The sequence below is a fragment of the Aeromonas dhakensis genome, from assembly GCF_000820305.1.
Classification (GTDB): Bacteria; Pseudomonadota; Gammaproteobacteria; order Enterobacterales; family Aeromonadaceae; genus Aeromonas; species Aeromonas dhakensis.
Genome location: NZ_CDBH01000044.1, coordinates 13,586 through 29,445, shown reverse-complemented (window position 1 = coordinate 29,445; position 15,860 = coordinate 13,586). Strand labels below are relative to the sequence as shown.

The window sequence follows — 15,860 nt, the reverse complement described above, 5'->3', positions numbered from 1 at the left end:
GGAAAACCTGAATGCGGCGAACTATACAGGGGCGGGCCGCGCTTGTCAGGGCCTATTCATCGGAGGTTCAGCCTGTTCGCTCAAAAAAACAGCGAGGTCGGAGCAGCCACGCCGACCTCGAAACGGGCGATCCCGGCGTTGCCTCCTTTATTCACCCTGATAGGCGGGAGGGCTTGGGCTCACCGGCCGGGATCGTGGGCTCCCGAGCGCCCTGCGACAGCCCCCGGCCGCGCGCCTTTCATCACATACATGGCAATAGTTGGGGCTTGAGCCGCCCTGCGGCGGCGTTGGGGCGATGTTCTGGGCTGTGCATCCTGCTGTCTGCGCAGGCAAGCCGGTTACATATTGGGATAGTTGGGGCCTGAGCCGCCCTGCGGCGGCGTCCAGACGATGTTCTGACTCGGATCCTTGATGTCGCAGGTCTTGCAGTGGATGCAGTTGGCCGCGTTGATCTGCAGGCGGGGCTGGCTCTCCGAGCCCAGGATCTCGAACACCCCGGCCGGGCAGTAGCGCTGGGCCGGTTCGGCCCAGGTGGGCAGGTTGACCGCCACCGGGATCGTCTCATCCTGCAACTTGAGATGGCAGGGCTGATCCTCGTCGTGGCTGGTGTTGGCCAGATAGACAGACGAGAGCTTGTCGAAGCTGAGCCTGCCGTCCGGCTTGGGGTAGTCGATGGGCTGGCAGCGGCTGGCCATGCGCAGCTGGCGGTAGTCCGGCTCCTTGTCCAGCAGGGTGAACGGCGAGGAGTTAGCAAACAACCGCTGCTCCAGCCAGTTGAAGGTACCACCGAGCCAGGGGCCCCAGCGGTGCAGGGCGGCGCCGAAGTTGCGCGCCGTTTTGAGTTCATGGGCCAGCCAGCTCTGTTGCAGCGCATCGCCGTATTCGGCCAGATCCCGGCCCCCTTCATCGCCGCCGCGCAGACTCATGGCGACTGTCTTGGCCGCCAGCATGCCGGACTTCATGGCGGTGTGGATCCCCTTGATGCGGGAGAAGTCGAGGGTGCCGGCATCGCAACCGATGAGCAGGCCACCGGGAAAGTGCATGCGGGGCAGGGAATGCCAGCCCCCCTTGGCGATGGCGCGGGCGCCGTAGCTGATGCGCTCGCCCCCCAGCAATGCCGCGGCGATGAGCGGGTGATGCTTGAGGCGCTGAAACTCGTCAAACGGGCTGAGCCAGGGGTTGCGGTAGTTGAGATCGACTATCAGCCCGACCGCCACCTGATCCTGCTCCAGATGATAGAGATAGAAGCCGCCCTGGCTCTTGTCCTCCTTCCCCTCGGAGAGTGGCCAGCCGCTGCCGTGCAGCACTTGGCCCGCTTTGCCCTGACCGGGGGGGAGCTGCCACAGCTCCTTGAAGCCGATGGCGTAGTGCTGCGGCTGGGTGGCGTTTTCCAGATGAAAATCGGCGATCAGCTGCTTGCCAAGATGGCCGCGCGCCCCTTCGGCAAACAGGGTGTAGCGACCGAGCAGCGCCATGCCGGGCACGTGATCCGCTTTCGGATTGCCCGCCCGATCCAGCCCGAGATCGCCGGTGATCACACCCTTGACCCGTCCCGCTTCCATGATGAGTTCGCTTGCGGTAAAACCCGGGTATATTTCGACTCCCAGCTGCTCGGCCTGCTGACCGAGCCAGCGACAGAGGTTGCCGAGGCTGATGATGCGGCTGCCCTCGTTGTGCATGCGCGGCGGCACCGCCCAGTTGGGCAGTTGCAGGGCGCGGCTGTCGCTTTGCAGCAGGTGCACCTGATCGTCGTTGACCTCGACCCCGAGCGGGGCCTGTTGCCAGCTCTCTGGCAGCAGCTCCTTGAGGGCGACGGGATCCAGCAGGGCGCCGGAGAGCAGATGGGCGCCGATCTCCGCTCCCTTCTCCAGCAGGCAGACCGACAGCTCGGCATTGTGCTGCTTGAGGGCGATGGCGGCACTGAGTCCCGCCGGGCCGCCACCGACGATGACGACATCAAATTCCATTGCTTCGCGTTCCATCTTGCCTCTGTGCTCGACTTGGCCTAGGGTAATGCTGGTAGTTTACGTAAACGTAAAGTAAATGTAAGCAAAAAATGTGAGGGTTTTCATGGATTCACTCAACAGAAGCGAGGGATGCGCGTCATGAAGCTGCTGGTCGCGGTCAAGCGGGTGCTGGATTACAACGTCAAGGTCCGGGTCAAGAGCGATGGCTCGGACGTGGAGCTGGCTAACGTCAAGATGGGGATCAACCCGTTTTGTGAAATTGCGGTGGAAGAGGGGGTCAGGCTGCGCGAAGCCGGCGTGGCATCCGAGCTGGTGGTGGTGACCTTCGGCCCCGAGGCGGCGGCCGAACAGCTGCGTCACGCCCTGGCGCTGGGAGCGGATCGAGCCCGTCATTACGTGACTGGCGAGACCCTGACCCCGCTCACCGTGGCGCGCGCCCTGCAACAGGTATGCGAGCAGGAAAAGCCCGATCTGGTGCTGCTCGGCAAGCAGTCCATCGATTCCGACAACAACCAGGTGGGCCAGATGCTCGCCGCCCTCAATGACTGGCCGCTCGCCACTTTCGCCTCCGCCATCAAGCTGGTGGAGGGGGAATTGCAGGTGACCCGCGAGATTGACGGCGGCCTCGAGACCCTCGGCATGGCGCTGCCGGCGGTGGTGACCGTGGATCTGCGCCTCAACGAGCCGCGTTTTGCCTCGCTCCCCAACATCATGAAGGCCAAGCGCAAGCCGCTCGAGAGCGCGCCCTTCGCCGCCCTCGGCGTCGAGCCGGCCGGCCAGACCCGGCTGCTCGGGGTGATGGCCCCCGCTGCCCGCAGCGCCGGCATCATGGTGGGCTCGGTGGACGAGCTGCTGGACAAACTCAAGCACGAAGCGAAGGTACTCTGATGCTGCCAGCAATCAACAGAACCCCGCCCGCCGGCGGCAAGCTCGGGGGCGTGATGGGCACACAGGCAGGGACATCAACGGACGATAGCAAGGGACAGTCATGAGCGTATTGATCATTGCCGAAGATCATCAGGGCCAGTTGGCCGACAACGTGGCCCGTCTGGTCACCGCTGGGGGCCAGCTGGGCGGCGAGGTGCATCTGCTGTTGCTGGGGCAGGGGTTGACCGAGGCGGGTGAACAGGCCGCCGCCCTGCAGGGGGTGAATCGGGTGCTACTGGCCGAGCACCCCATGCTGGCGGAGGGGCTGAGCGACGGAGTCGATCCGCTGCTGGCCCATATCGCGCGGGATTATCAGCACTGCCTGATGGCCGCCAGCACCCAGGGCAAGGATCTGCTGCCGCGGGTGGCGGCCAGGCTCGGGGTGGAGATGCTCTCCGAGGTGACCGGCATCGAGAGCGGCGACACCTTCCTGCGCCCCATCTACGCGGGCAACGCCGTGGCCCGGGTGGCGAGCAGCGCCCCCATCAAGGTGCTCACCATCCGGCCCACCGCCTTCGCCAAGGCGGCGAGCGGCGGCCAGGCAGAGGTAGAGCGGTTGCCGGTGAGCGAGGTGACTTGCCGTACCCGCCTCATCGAGCGGCGCGCCGTGCGCTCCGCCAGACCCGAGCTCGCGGCGGCGCGGGTGGTGGTCTCCGGCGGGCGGGCGCTCGGCTCCAAGGCGCAGTTCGCGCTGATCGAGGCGCTGGCTGACAAGCTGGGCGGCGCGGTAGGGGCGTCGCGGGCGGCGGTGGATGCGGGCTTTGTCGCCAACGATCTGCAAGTGGGCCAGACCGGCAAGGTGGTGGCGCCTGAGCTCTACATCGCGGTCGGCATCTCGGGCGCCATCCAGCATCTGGCGGGGATGAAGGAGTCGAAGGTGATCGTCGCCATCAACAAAGACAGCGAGGCCCCGATCTTCCAGGTGGCCGACTACGGGCTGGTGGGGGATCTCTTCACCTTGCTGCCGGAGCTCACCGCCAAGCTGTAACCTGGTGAAAAAAGGGGGCCTGGGGCATTGAGCACCGGCAGGCGCCCATTTCCACGCATGTTCTCTGCAAGCCCTGACCCGTTCAGGGCTTTTTTCTGCCAAGACCACTGGCTGCGGGTCGGCAAAAGGTTGAGCCAGCTCCCAAAAAGCCTTTGATCCGGGGGCTGCACTTGTGTAAAACCAGACAAGTCCCCGATCACACTCATCCACTCACGGAAAGCGTCATGAGCAAACAGATTTACAACTTCTGCGCCGGCCCCGCCATGTTGCCGGTCGAAGTCATGGAGCGCGCCCAGCGCGAATTTTGTAATTTCCAGGGGCTGGGAGCCTCGGTCATGGAGCTCTCCCACCGCGGCAAGCCCTACATGGCGGTCGCCGAGAAGGCCGAAGCCGATCTGCGCGAGCTGCTGGCGGTGCCGGACAACTACAAGGTGCTGTTCATGCACGGCGGCGGCCGTGGCCAGTTCTCCGCGGTGCCCATGAACCTGCTGGGGGGCGCCAACAAAAAGGCCGACTTCCTGCTGACCGGGGTCTGGTCCCAGAGCGCGGTGGATGAGGCCAAAAAGTATGGCGACATCCAGACCTTCCAGGGTGTTGCCAAGAACGAGCAGGGGATCTCCCACCTGCTGCCGACCCCAGCGTTTCGCGCCGATGCGGCCTATGTGCACTACTGCCCGAACGAAACCATCGACGGCATCGAGATGTTCGACATCCCGGCCACCGGCGAGGTGCCGCTGGTGGCGGATCTCTCCTCCACCATCCTCTCCCGTCCCATCGACGTGAGCCGCTTCGGCATCATCTATGCCGGCGCCCAGAAGAATATCGGCCCCTCTGGGCTGGCCATCGCCATCGTGCGCGACGATCTGCTGAACCAGGCTCGCGCCGATGTGCCGTCGATCTTCGACTACCAGCTCACCGCCAAGAACGATTCCATGTTCAACACCCCGCCCACCTACGCCTGGTATCTAGCCGGGCTGGTGTTCGAGTGGCTGAAAGAACAGGGTGGCCTCGAGGCGATGGAAGCGCGCAACAAGGAGAAGGCCGATTTCCTCTACGGCTATCTCGATCAGTCGAGCTTCTATGGCAACCAGGTGGATGCCAGCTGCCGTTCGCGGATGAACATCCCGTTCCAGCTGAAAAATGCCGAGCTGGACAAGTTGTTCCTGGCCGAATCGGAAGCCGCCGGCCTGCTGGCGCTCAAGGGACACCGCATCGTCGGCGGCATGCGCGCCAGCCTCTATAACGCCATGCCGCTGGAAGGGGTGAAGGCGCTGGTCAGCTTTATGGACGGCTTTGCCAAGCGCCACGGCTGAGGCGTTTTTCCCCGATTGCCGACGCCGGGGACTCCCCGGCGTCTGTTTTTTCCCTGATGCCGGACCGGCCGTCCCCACGGCCCGCTTTTGTACCACGTGCAGTCTTGCCGAGCAGGGCGCGGGCTGCTAACGTCCGGTCAGGTCAATTTTTTGAGATCGTACAGGAAGTCTATGAATTCGTTGCGTTTGGAACCCATTTCTCGTGTGGCCGGTGAGGTCAATCTGCCCGGCTCCAAGAGCGTGTCCAACCGGGCCCTGCTGCTGGCAGCCTTGGCCCGTGGCACCACCCGGCTTACCAACCTGCTCGACAGCGATGACATTCGTCACATGCTGGCGGCGCTGACCCAGCTCGGGGTCAAGTACAAGCTCTCCGCCGACAAGACAGAGTGCACCGTGCACGGTCTGGGCCGCAGTTTTGCGGTGAAGGAGCCGGTCAATCTGTTCCTCGGCAACGCTGGCACCGCCATGCGCCCGCTGTGTGCCGCCCTGTGTCTGGGCTCCGGCGAATACACCCTGGGCGGGGAACCGCGCATGGAAGAGCGTCCCATCGGCCATCTGGTGGATGCCCTGCGCGAAGCGGGCGCCCATATCCAGTACCTGAAGAAAGACGGCTATCCGCCGCTGGTGGTGGATGCCAAGGGGCTGTGGGGCGGTGATGTCCATGTCGACGGCTCCGTCTCCAGCCAGTTCCTGACCGCCTTCCTGATGGCGGCGCCCATGGCGGCGGGCGACACCCGCATCCACATCAAGGGGGAGCTGGTCTCCAAGCCCTACATCGACATCACCCTGCACATCATGAAGCAGTTCGGGGTGGTCATCGAGCACGACAACTACAAGCTGTTCTATATCAAGGGCAACCAGAGCTACGTCAGCCCGGGTGACTTCCTGGTGGAAGGGGATGCCTCCAGCGCCTCCTACTTCCTCGCGGCGGGCGCCATCAAGGGCAAGGTGCGGGTCACCGGCATCGGCAAGCACAGCATTCAGGGCGATATCCACTTCGCCGACGTGCTGGAGAAGATGGGCGCCCGCATCACCTGGGGCGATGACTTCATCGAGGCCGAGCAGGCGCAGTTGCACGGCATCGACATGGACATGAACCACATCCCAGATGCGGCCATGACCATCGCCGTGGCCGCGCTGTTCGCCGAGGGACCCACCTCCATTCGCAACATCTACAACTGGCGGGTGAAGGAGACCGACCGTCTGCACGCCATGGCGACCGAGCTGCGCAAGCTGGGCGTCGAGGTGGAGGAGGGGCGTGACTTCATCACCGTCACCCCGCCAGAGCAGCTCAAGCATGCAGCCATCGATACCTACAACGACCATCGCATCGCCATGTGCTTCTCGCTGGTGGCGCTGTCCGATACTGCTGTCACCATCAATGATCCGGGTTGTACCTCCAAGACCTTCCCGGACTATTTCGACAAGCTGGCCAGCATCAGCCAGCGTGCATGAGTCAACCAGGCCCGCCTCGCTGCGGGCCTGTTTCTTTGGGCTGTCCCGCTCTGCTACCCCCCTCTCTTCATCCTCGCCTAGCAGCATTATTCAAACTTGCAAGGTAGGTTAATAAAATTCCTTATCCGATAATGTAATTTTCTATTTACACCGCTGCTTGTGCGGGCTAGATTGAAGTTTCTTTATCGCAGTCATCTAGCAGGAAGCCTTATCATGCAGCATCAAACCGACGACGTTCGTATTAGTGAAATCAAAGAGTTATTACCCCCGGTTGCGGTGCTTGAGAAGTTTCCGGCCACCGAGGTCGCATCCAATACCGTCTTTGAATCCCGTCAGGCCATCCATCAGATCCTGGCCGGTGAAGATCAGCGCCTGCTGGTGGTGATCGGCCCCTGTTCCATTCACGACCCCGCCGCCGCGCTGGAGTACGGCAAGCGCCTCAAGGTGCTGCGTGACGAACTCAAGGGCCAGCTGGAGATAGTGATGCGGGTCTATTTCGAGAAGCCGCGCACCACGGTGGGCTGGAAGGGGCTGATCAACGACCCTTACCTCGACAACAGCTGCCAGATCAACGACGGCCTGCGCATCGGTCGCAAGCTGCTGCTGGATCTCAACGACATGGGGCTGCCGACCGCCTCCGAGTTCCTCGACATGATCACCCCGCAATACGTGGCGGATCTGATGAGCTGGGGCGCCATCGGAGCCCGTACCACCGAATCCCAGGTGCACCGCGAGCTGGCCTCCGGTCTCTCCTGCCCTGTGGGCTTCAAGAACGGCACCGACGGCACCATCAAGGTGGCCATCGATGCCATCGGCGCCGCCAGCGCGCCGCACCACTTCCTGTCGGTGACTAAATACGGCCACTCCGCCATCGTTGCGACCCGGGGCAACCCGGACTGCCACATCATCCTGCGCGGCGGCCGTGAGCCGAACTACAGCGCCGCTCACGTGGACGAGGTGGTGAAGGGGCTGGACAAGGCCGGTCTGCCGCAGAAGGTGATGATCGACTTCAGCCACGCCAACAGCAGCAAGCAGTTCAAGAACCAGATGCTGGTGGCCGAGGACGTGGCCGGTCAGCTGCGTGCCGGCAGCAAGGCGGTGTTCGGCGTCATGGTGGAGAGCCACCTGGTGGAGGGCCGTCAGGATCTGGTGGAAGGGTGCGAACTCACCTTCGGTCAGAGCATCACAGATGCCTGCATCGGCTGGGCCGACACCGAGACCCTGCTGCGCAATCTGGCCGATGCGGTGGCCACCCGCAACGCAGGCTAATTTCGGGCAGGCTGCGCCACGTGGCGCGCCTGAGCTACGAGACACAAAACAAAAGCGCGACCCAGGGTCGCGCTTTTTTTATTGGCCGCCGCGGGCGACAGGCATGATCACCAGCGGTAGGTCTTGAGCAGTTGCTCGAGCTTGCGGCACTGCTCCACCAGCTGGACGCTGGCGAGGTTGGCGGCGTGGGCCTGGCCCAGGGTGTCGTTGGAGGTGTTGCGAATGTCGCTCACCGAGCCGTCCACCTCGCTGCAGACCCTGTCCTGCTCCTCGGCGGACTGCGCCATCTGGGCGTTGAGATCGTTGATGCTGCTGATGCGGCCGATGATGTTCTGCATGGCGGCCAGGGTCGCCTCCGTCTTGTGGATGCTCTCGTCCGCCTTGGCCTTGGCATCCCCGATCACCGATACCGCGCTCTGGGCCTCGTTCTGCAGAGCGGCGATCATCTGGGAGATCTCTTCGCTGGCGGTGCGACTGCGGTTGGAGAGGGCGCGCACCTCGTCGGCCACCACCGCAAAGCCGCGTCCCTGCTCGCCGGCCCGGGCCGCCTCGATGGCGGCGTTGAGGGCGAGCAGGTTGGTCTGATCCGCGATCCCCTTGATCACCTCCAGCACCCCGTCGACCGCCAGACAGCGGTTGTCGAGCTGCTGGATCACCTTGTCGACCCGCTCGATCTCTGCCGACATTTCGCCCATGTCGTTGATGGAGTGCTGGGCGAGGCGACTGGTGTTGGCCGCATCCTGGTTGGTGAGGGCGGAGAGCTCGGCGCTTTTGCGGGCGTGTTCGCGCACCTCGTGAGAGCTGGCGGCCAGCTCGCTGACGGCTGCGGCCACCTGTACCGTCATGCTCTCCTGCTGACGGGCCGAGCCTTCGGTCTGGGTCGCCACCTGGCGGATCTGGTTGGACTCCTGATAGAGCTGGTGGGTGGCGCTCTCCACCTCCTGCAGGCTGTGGCGAAACCCCTGCACCATGGCGCTGACGGCGCGGGTCATCTCGCCCAGCTCATCCCGGTTGGGGTTTTCCAGGGGGAGGGAGAGATCCCGCTCCTTGGCCATGCGGGTCATGGCCAGCTGCAGATGGCGCACCGGCCGCTTGATGTAGCGCTGCAGCACCCAGCCCAGCAGGCCGAAGCCCAGCCCGAACACCGCCACCAGGCTGCCGCTCAGGATCAGGTTGTTGCGATGGATCTCGCCAAAGGTGTGGCTGAGATCGTAACTGATGCGCACCGCCCCCATGACGGTGCCTTCCGCCACCTGGTGGCAGGTGGTGCACTGGGTACCGCGATACTCCTTGTAGGCCTTGAAGGGCTTGATCAGGGTGAGCTGGTTGCCCTGCTGCTCGAGAATGGTCTCCCCCTGGTTGATGGCGCGCTCGTCCAGCTTGTCTTCAATCTGCTGATCCGGGTGGCCAGGACCGAACAGGCTGGTCACTGCCGGGGCGCGGATCAGGCGGGCCTCGACGATGCCGGCCTCGCTCTTGAGCTTGGTCTGCACGATCTGGCGATTGGCGATGGCCCCCGTCATCATCAGCACGTTGAGCTGATCCATGTAGGTGTTGGCGGCGCTCTCCACCTTTTCACCTGCCAGCCGGATGGCGAGATCCCGTTGCAGCCAGGCGGAAAGCTCGAAGCTGAGGGCGAAGGTGCAGCCGATGACCAGGGCGAGGGGGAGAAAGATTTTCCAGTTCAGAGACAGATTTTGCATCGTTGGCAGGTCCATGCGCAGGTGAGCGATCGTCAATGGTTGATGACTCTCCCCCGTTTGCTCATCAGAACGGGGGAGATGGTTCTCTATCGGCTCACCCTACCTCATCTTGAGTAAATTAACTGTTAACTGGATCCATGATGGAGGTTAATGGTGCGTAGCAAACGAGGGTTGTTCGTCATTGAGTTGATCCAGCACAAACTTGGCACTTATTGATAGTGGTTATCATTTGCATTATTTCACTCGATAGCCTGCCTGCGATGACACCACTGCTGACCCCGACCATGACAGGTCTTGCCACCCCGGATCCCCTCAAGTTCGCCTTTGGCGCCAAGAACTCGGCCCACGCCAGTCGCGGCGGCGTGCGTCCGCTCACCCTCGACCATGCCGACTGGCAAGCCTGGTGGCGCCGCGAGAGCGAGGCGGACGAGCGAGCGCTCTATATCCACATCCCGTTTTGCCGCAAGCGCTGCAGCTTCTGCAATTTCTTTGAAAATGGCGCCAACCCGGCCCGCATCACCCGCTATGTCAACGCGCTCTGCGGCGCGCTTGCCCGGGCGGCCGAGACACCGTTTGTCCAGAGCCGCCCCTTCTCGGCCGTCTATGTGGGGGGCGGCACACCGACGGACATGAGCGCCGACGAGCTGGCGATGCTGGCCGCCGCCATCCGTCGTTTTCCCATGACCCCGGATGCGGAGGTGACCCTGGAGGGGCGCCTCAATGGCTTTGATGATGCCAAGTGGCACAGTGCGCTGGCGGGCGGCTTCAACCGCTTCTCGTTTGGGGTGCAGAGCTTTGATACCGAGGTGCGCCAGGCGGCGGCCCGCTTCGACGACCGGGAGACCCTGCTGACCCGGCTGGGGGAGTTGGCCCGTCACGACGATGCGGTGATCGTGGCCGATCTCATCTTCGGCCTGCCTGGCCAGGACGATGCGGTGTGGCGTCAGGACATCGCGGATGTGATGGCGAGTGGGGTGCACGGGGTGGATCTCTATCAGCTCATCGCCATGGCCGGCACCCATCTGGCCCGTGCCGAGGCGAAGGACAAGCTCGGCTGGGCCGCCGACGGCCAGCAGCGGGCCACCATGTATGCCTATGGTGCCCAGACGCTCGAGCAAGAGGGCTGGCAGCGGCTCTCCTGCAGCCACTGGCGGCGCGGCGAGGCCGAGCAGAGCCGCTACAACCAGATGGCCAAGCGCGGCGCCGAGATCCTCCCCTTCGGGGCCGGGGCTGGCGGCAACGTGCATGGGCACGGCCTCATGTATGGCCGGGATCTGGCGCTCTGGCACGAGGCGCTGGCGGCGGATCTGCGGGCCCCCGGCATGGTGATGGGGCGCAATCCCAATGGCCGCCTCGATGGTCTGCTGCGCGGCGCGCTGGACTGCGGCTGGCTGGCGCTGGCCCGCTTGCCGACGCCGCTGCGGGTACATCTGCAACCCTTGTTTGAGGCCTGGCAGCAGCACGGGCTGGCAACGCTGAGCGAGGTGCGACTCGAGCTCACTCTGGCGGGGCGCTTCTGGAACGTCAATCTGCAGGCCGGGCTGTTTGAATACTTGCAGCTCAACCCGCTGGCGGTGTCGGGTACGGCGCCTGCCGATCCGGCGCAGGCGGTGCGCCATTCGCTGGTGTGAGTGTGCTGGTGTGAGTGCACTGGCCAAGAGGGCCGGGCAAAAAGGGAATGATAAACAAGGGGGGCACCTGATGTGCCCCCCTTGTTTGTTATGGCTGGTGGACCTCTTCCACCCGCACCCGCAGCTGCCCCTCTGCAAGCTGGGTGACCAGCGTCTGGCCGGCATCGACCTGGGCGGCGCGGCTGATCACCTCACCGCTCTGGGTGCGGGTGATGGAGTAGCCGCGGCCCAGGGTGGCGAGCGGGCTCACCCCGTCGAGGCGGGCACTGAGCATGGCGAGGCGGTGGCTCGCCAGATCCCGGCGCTTGGCGATGAGGGCATGGAGGCGTTCCTCGGCCAGCTGGTGGCGACGTTTGCCGGCGGCCAGCAAGCGCTCCGGGCTCTTGCCCTGCAGGCGCAGCTCCAGATTGGCGAGGCGCCGCTCCCCCTGATGCAGTTTGTGGTTCATCAGCTGCTGCAAGCGGGCGGAGAGCTCGTCGAGGCGCTGGGATTGCTGCTCCAGCCGCCGCTTCGGATCCTGATGGTCGAGCCGCTTTTGCAGCAGGATGAAATCGTGGCGGGCGGCGGTCTGCTGGCGGTTCATCGCCTGCAGCAGTTGCTGCTTGAGATGGGCGAGGCGCTGGGCGCGGGCGCTCTGATCCGGCGCCACCAGCTCGGCCGCCGCCGACGGGGTCGGGGCGCGCAAGTCGGCGGCAAAGTCACTGATGGTGACGTCCACCTCGTGGCCCACCGCGCTCACCACCGGAATGGCGGAGTGGGCGATGGCGCGCGCCACCGCCTCTTCGTTGAAGCACCAGAGATCTTCGAGCGACCCGCCGCCACGGCCGACGATCAGCACATCCACCTCGGCGCGGCGGTTGGCCAGGGCAATGGCAGAGGCGATCTGGCCGATGGCGGCGCTGCCCTGCACCTGGGTCGGGTAGATAAACACCGGCAGATCCGGTGCGCGGCGTTTGAGCACCGTCAGCATGTCATGGAGGGCAGCGCCGGTGGCGGAGGTGATGAGGCCCACCGCGCGCGGTTCGCGCGGCAGCGGCCGCTTGCGCCCCTCGTCAAACAGCCCCTCGGCGCCAAGGCGGCGCTTGAGCTCCTCAAAGCGCAGCGCCAGCACGCCGTCGCCCGCCGGCTGCATCGACTCGATGATCAGCTGGTAATCGCCGCGTGGCTCATAAAGCGAGACCCGCGCCTGCACCAGCACCTGCATGCCATCCTGCGGGCGAAACGCCACCCGCCGGTTGTTGCCCTTGAACATGGCGCAGCGCACCTGGGCCGACATGTCCTTGAGGGAGAAGTACCAGTGGCCGGAGCTTGGCATCGCCAGGTTGGAGAGCTCGCCGGTCAACCACACCAGCCCCAGATCCTGCTCCAGGATCATGCGCACGGCGCTGTTGAGGCGGGTGACGGTAAAGACCTGCTGTTGTCTGCTTTGACTCGGTTCGTTGCGGTAGTTCAAGGCTGGTCCTGCACTGTGTGCCCCGCCTTGGGGGCGGGGGCATAAAACAATGGCGCCATCTTAACGCAGTTCGGGGCGAACGCCGAGCGGCGCTGGTCCTGGCGGGTTCAGCGTGCGTCCGGATCCTGAGGCTGCGCCCGGGCCTGAACGGCCGGGGTGCTGGCCTGGCTGGTCACCAGCCAGACCGAGAGGCAGACGACCAGGCCCCCCAGCACTAAGCCCTGGCTCAAGGTCTCGCCCAGCACCAGCGCGCCCCACAAGATGCCAAAGGGGGGAATCAGGAAGGTGACGGTGAGACTGCGTAGCGGGCCGATATCGGCGATCAGTCGAAAATAGAGCAGATAGGCGAGGGCGGTGCAGACCACGCCGACCGCCAGCACGCTGGCCCAGGCGGTGGGCACGGCCCAGTCGACCGCAGGGCCGGCGGCCAGCTGGTAAGCGAAAAAGGGCAGCAGGAAGAGGCTGGCACCCAGCTGGCTGCCAAAGGCCACCAGCTTGGCATCGAGCCCGCCGCGATGGGTGATCCAGCTGCGGGTGAGAAAGCCGGCGAGGCCGTAGCAGGCGGTGGCAAGCAGGCAGGCCAGCACTCCGGGCTGCAGATGCCCGCCGGCACTCACCTCGCCAGTAGTCGTGATGAGGCTGATCCCGATTACCCCCAATACCACCCCCAGCCATTTGCGCCTGTCAAGGCGCTCGTTGAAGCAGGAAAAGCCGATGAGGGCCCCCATCAGCGGCGTGGTGGCGTTGAGGATGGCCGAGTAGCCGGCCGGCAGCCAGAGGGCGGCGATGGCGTACATCAGAAACGGGATGGCGGAGTTGATGACGCCGAGCAGCATGGCGGACTTGAGCTTGCCCTGAAACCCCATGGGGGCGCGCAGCAGCAGAAGCATCACGGCAAGCCCGATGAGGGCGAACAGGACCCGCAGGAAGGTGGTGTTGACGGCGCCAAACGCCGGGGCGGCGATGCGCATGAACAGGAAGCTGGCGCCCCAGATGGCGGCCAGCAGGAGCAGGCGCCCATAATCGGCAGGTTTCATGGTGTCGTCCTTGCGGTGATGGTGGCCAATATTGGCGCTGCATCGGCATGATGCCGACAAGGTGCCTGTGCTGGCAACTGCCAGGATGGCAGCAGGGCATCCATGCCCTGGCGTACCGGCCTGTGGGTGACGGGAGCGTTACGGCTCCGGCTGGCTCACGAAGGCAATCTTGTGCAGGCCGTGCCGGGAGGCCTGCGCCATCACCCTGGCGATGATGCCGTACTCCACCTTGCGATCGATGCGCAGCTGGATCTCGGGCAGCTCCCCCTCGGCCTGGCCGGCGCTCTCCATTTTGGCGAGCAGGGCGGCCTCGTCGACCTCCTGATCGTTCCAGTAGATCTTGCTGGCCTCATCGATGGCGAGGTTGATCTCCTGCTTGTCTGGCTGGTTGAGCTGGCTGCTGGCCTCGGGCAGCTCCAGCTTGACCGCGTTGGTGAGCAGGGGGGCGGTGATCATGAAGACGATGAGCAGCACCAGCATGACGTCGATCATCGGGATCATGTTGATCTCGGAGAGGGGTTGATCGTCCCCCTCGTCCGACAGTTTGCCAAATGCCATCAGCCGCGCCCCTCTCTGGTTTTACGCTCCATCAGCGGAGTGACCTTGGTGGTGGCGACCTGCTCGCAGCCGGTCACCAGCAGGGTGAACAGATCGTGGCCAAACTCCTCCAGCGCCGCGAGCCTGAGGCGATTGCGCCGCACGAAGAAGTTGTAGATGAGCACGGCCGGCAGGGCGACCGCGAGACCGAAGCCGGTCATGATCAGCGCCTCGCCCACGGGGCCGGCAACCTTGTCCAGACTGCTCTGACCGGCGGCGCCGATGGCCAGCAGGGCGTGGTAGATGCCCCAGACGGTGCCGAACAGCCCGATGAAGGGGGCTGCCGAGCCCACCGAGGCGAGGAAGGCCAGCCCCTGCTCCAGCCGCACCCGCTCCTGGGTGATGGCCCGGCGCATGGCGCGCAGCAGATATTCATCCGGCGAGCCCAGCTTGCAGCTGACCGCACGCTCCTCGGCCCGGTTCAGCTGGGCCACGGCCGCCAGCGCGGCGCCGGTCAGCCGGCCATAGGCCTCCTGCGGCGGCAGGTGGGCCAGCTGGCGCTCCATCTCCTGCACGCTGTCGTGCTGCCAGAAATCGGCGACGAAGCGGGCGTTGAGGCGTAGTTCCCGCTGTGCGAGATAGCCCTTGAGCAGGGCGTAATAACAGGTGCCAAGGGACATCAATACCAGCAGGATGAAGGGGATCAGCCCAACGCCGCTGTTCTGGCTGAGCAGGTGGGCGATGCCCATGCCGTTGCTTGCGATTTCAGGATCCATGTTCAAGCCCTTAATTTGAAAATGATGGTGACTCTTGCCGAGGCCTCGACGGCCAGGTTGTTCTGTCTGGCAGGAATGAATTTCCAGCGGCTGACGGTCTTGCGGGCCGTCATGTCCAGCCGCCGATAGCCGCTGCTCTTGGCCACCTCCACCGAGGCGGCGGTGCCCTCGGCCGTCACCCGCACATTGAGGATGACCCGCCCCTCTTCTCCCCGTCGTCTCGACTCATAGGGATATTGGGGCTCGGGGTTGTTAAGCCGTGCATCGCGGGCGATGGGGGCACTGTTGCCCGCGCCGCCGCCAGCCTTCTGGGCAGGATGCTGACTGGTACTTCCGCCGCTCGCCTGTGCGGCCGTTGCCGCCGCCGCAGGGGCGGGCGCGGTGACCGGTGGTTGCGGACTGCTCACCGGCATGACCTTGGTGGGCTGCACCGGTGGGGGGCTGTGTTTAAGCGATTTGACCACCGGCTTGACGCTCTTTTTAACTGGCTTGAGCGGCGGTTTTTTGGGGGTCGGTAACGGCCTGGCCTTTTGCTGCACTTTTTGTATTTGCTGCGCTGTGGTAGCAGGGGCGGGGGCCGCCTTGGCAGGAGCGTCATTGGTTGCAGCTTCGCCGACCCAGCGGGCCGACAGGGTCAGCGGCAAGGGCGGGGTGATGGGCGCAGGCTGGTGCGCATAGAGCCACCAGAAGGCGGCAAGATGCAGGGCGATCGAGATGGCAAGGCAAACGAGACGGGCGGCGTCGGGATCGTTGGCGGGCAGTGTTGGTCTCGGGCTGCAGGCGTCCATCACAGGGCTCCCTGAC

13 protein-coding genes are annotated in these 15,860 nt (G+C 64.7%); 6 read left to right on the top strand and 7 right to left on the bottom strand.

Going from position 1 to position 15,860, the window contains the following annotated elements:
* Nucleotides 1-338: 338 nt before the first annotated feature.
* The gene (locus tag BN1143_RS10490) at nt 339-1,982 is read right to left on the bottom strand and encodes an electron transfer flavoprotein-ubiquinone oxidoreductase (protein ID WP_042050564.1); all 1,644 of its coding nucleotides are present in this window, start codon (nt 1,980-1,982) and stop codon (nt 339-341) included.
* A gap of 123 nt (nt 1,983-2,105) precedes the next feature.
* Between BN1143_RS10490 and BN1143_RS10485 the strand changes: the two genes are divergently transcribed.
* The 5 genes from BN1143_RS10485 (at nt 2,106) to aroG (ending at nt 7,919) form a co-directional block, all read left to right on the top strand.
* Complete coding sequence (locus tag BN1143_RS10485) at nt 2,106-2,855, top strand: electron transfer flavoprotein subunit beta/FixA family protein (RefSeq protein ID WP_042050562.1); 750 nt, start codon at nt 2,106-2,108, stop codon at nt 2,853-2,855.
* A gap of 100 nt (nt 2,856-2,955) precedes the next feature.
* On the top strand, nt 2,956-3,882 hold the full coding sequence (locus BN1143_RS10480; RefSeq protein ID WP_042050560.1) for an electron transfer flavoprotein subunit alpha/FixB family protein: 927 nt from the start codon (nt 2,956-2,958) through the stop codon (nt 3,880-3,882).
* Between the two features lie 224 nt (nt 3,883-4,106).
* Nucleotides 4,107-5,195, top strand: a complete 1,089-nt coding sequence (gene serC, locus BN1143_RS10475; RefSeq protein ID WP_017779633.1) for a 3-phosphoserine/phosphohydroxythreonine transaminase — start codon at nt 4,107-4,109, stop codon at nt 5,193-5,195.
* Nucleotides 5,196-5,366: 171 nt separating this feature from the next.
* Nucleotides 5,367-6,650: a 3-phosphoshikimate 1-carboxyvinyltransferase gene (gene aroA, locus BN1143_RS10470; RefSeq protein ID WP_042050559.1), complete on the top strand. Its 1,284-nt coding sequence runs from the start codon at nt 5,367-5,369 to the stop codon at nt 6,648-6,650.
* A gap of 213 nt (nt 6,651-6,863) precedes the next feature.
* Complete coding sequence (aroG, locus tag BN1143_RS10465) at nt 6,864-7,919, top strand: 3-deoxy-7-phosphoheptulonate synthase AroG (RefSeq protein ID WP_017765809.1); 1,056 nt, start codon at nt 6,864-6,866, stop codon at nt 7,917-7,919.
* 107 nt (nt 7,920-8,026) lie between these two features.
* Here the strand turns inward: aroG and BN1143_RS10460 are convergent, their stop codons facing one another.
* A complete protein-coding gene (locus BN1143_RS10460; protein ID WP_042050556.1) occupies nt 8,027-9,622 on the bottom strand; it encodes a methyl-accepting chemotaxis protein in 1,596 nt (531 codons plus the stop codon).
* Nucleotides 9,623-9,882: 260 nt separating this feature from the next.
* Between BN1143_RS10460 and hutW the strand changes: the two genes are divergently transcribed.
* Nucleotides 9,883-11,253 carry a heme anaerobic degradation radical SAM methyltransferase ChuW/HutW gene (gene hutW / locus BN1143_RS10455; RefSeq protein WP_042050554.1) on the top strand — a complete coding sequence of 457 codons (1,371 nt, stop codon included), beginning with the start codon at nt 9,883-9,885 and terminating at the stop codon, nt 11,251-11,253.
* Nucleotides 11,254-11,341: 88 nt separating this feature from the next.
* Here the strand turns inward: hutW and xseA are convergent, their stop codons facing one another.
* The 5 genes from xseA to BN1143_RS10430 form a co-directional block, all read right to left on the bottom strand.
* Nucleotides 11,342-12,706, bottom strand: a complete 1,365-nt coding sequence (gene xseA / locus BN1143_RS10450; protein WP_042050553.1) for an exodeoxyribonuclease VII large subunit — start codon at nt 12,704-12,706, stop codon at nt 11,342-11,344.
* A gap of 107 nt (nt 12,707-12,813) precedes the next feature.
* A complete protein-coding gene (locus tag BN1143_RS10445) occupies nt 12,814-13,743 on the bottom strand; it encodes a DMT family transporter (RefSeq protein WP_042050552.1) in 930 nt (309 codons plus the stop codon).
* A 138-nt stretch (nt 13,744-13,881) separates the two neighbouring features.
* Nucleotides 13,882-14,301 carry an ExbD/TolR family protein gene (locus BN1143_RS10440; RefSeq protein ID WP_042050551.1) on the bottom strand — a complete coding sequence of 140 codons (420 nt, stop codon included), beginning with the start codon at nt 14,299-14,301 and terminating at the stop codon, nt 13,882-13,884.
* Nucleotides 14,301-15,056 carry a MotA/TolQ/ExbB proton channel family protein gene (locus tag BN1143_RS10435; RefSeq protein ID WP_042050549.1) on the bottom strand — a complete coding sequence of 252 codons (756 nt, stop codon included), beginning with the start codon at nt 15,054-15,056 and terminating at the stop codon, nt 14,301-14,303. The genes BN1143_RS10440 and BN1143_RS10435 overlap by 1 nt, the downstream gene beginning before the upstream one ends.
* A gap of 2 nt (nt 15,057-15,058) precedes the next feature.
* Nucleotides 15,059-15,844 (bottom strand): energy transducer TonB, encoded by a 786-nt coding sequence (locus tag BN1143_RS10430; RefSeq protein WP_042050547.1) that lies wholly within the window; start codon nt 15,842-15,844, stop codon nt 15,059-15,061.
* Nucleotides 15,845-15,860 lie beyond the last annotated feature (16 nt).

What these genes read in the sequence shown, in the direction of transcription:
- BN1143_RS10490 (WP_042050564.1), bottom strand. Translation starts at nt 1,982, where the DNA reads ATGGAACGCGAAGCAATGGAATTTGATGTCGTCATCGTCGGTGGCGGC.
- BN1143_RS10485 (WP_042050562.1), top strand. Translation starts at nt 2,106, where the DNA reads ATGAAGCTGCTGGTCGCGGTCAAGCGGGTGCTGGATTACAACGTCAAG.
- BN1143_RS10480 (WP_042050560.1), top strand. Translation starts at nt 2,956, where the DNA reads ATGAGCGTATTGATCATTGCCGAAGATCATCAGGGCCAGTTGGCCGAC.
- serC (WP_017779633.1), top strand. Translation starts at nt 4,107, where the DNA reads ATGAGCAAACAGATTTACAACTTCTGCGCCGGCCCCGCCATGTTGCCG.
- aroA (WP_042050559.1), top strand. Translation starts at nt 5,367, where the DNA reads ATGAATTCGTTGCGTTTGGAACCCATTTCTCGTGTGGCCGGTGAGGTC.
- aroG (WP_017765809.1), top strand. Translation starts at nt 6,864, where the DNA reads ATGCAGCATCAAACCGACGACGTTCGTATTAGTGAAATCAAAGAGTTA.
- BN1143_RS10460 (WP_042050556.1), bottom strand. Translation starts at nt 9,622, where the DNA reads ATGCAAAATCTGTCTCTGAACTGGAAAATCTTTCTCCCCCTCGCCCTG.
- hutW (WP_042050554.1), top strand. Translation starts at nt 9,883, where the DNA reads ATGACACCACTGCTGACCCCGACCATGACAGGTCTTGCCACCCCGGAT.
- BN1143_RS10445 (WP_042050552.1), bottom strand. Translation starts at nt 13,743, where the DNA reads ATGAAACCTGCCGATTATGGGCGCCTGCTCCTGCTGGCCGCCATCTGG.
- BN1143_RS10440 (WP_042050551.1), bottom strand. Translation starts at nt 14,301, where the DNA reads ATGGCATTTGGCAAACTGTCGGACGAGGGGGACGATCAACCCCTCTCC.
- BN1143_RS10435 (WP_042050549.1), bottom strand. Translation starts at nt 15,056, where the DNA reads ATGGATCCTGAAATCGCAAGCAACGGCATGGGCATCGCCCACCTGCTC.
- BN1143_RS10430 (WP_042050547.1), bottom strand. Translation starts at nt 15,844, where the DNA reads ATGGACGCCTGCAGCCCGAGACCAACACTGCCCGCCAACGATCCCGAC.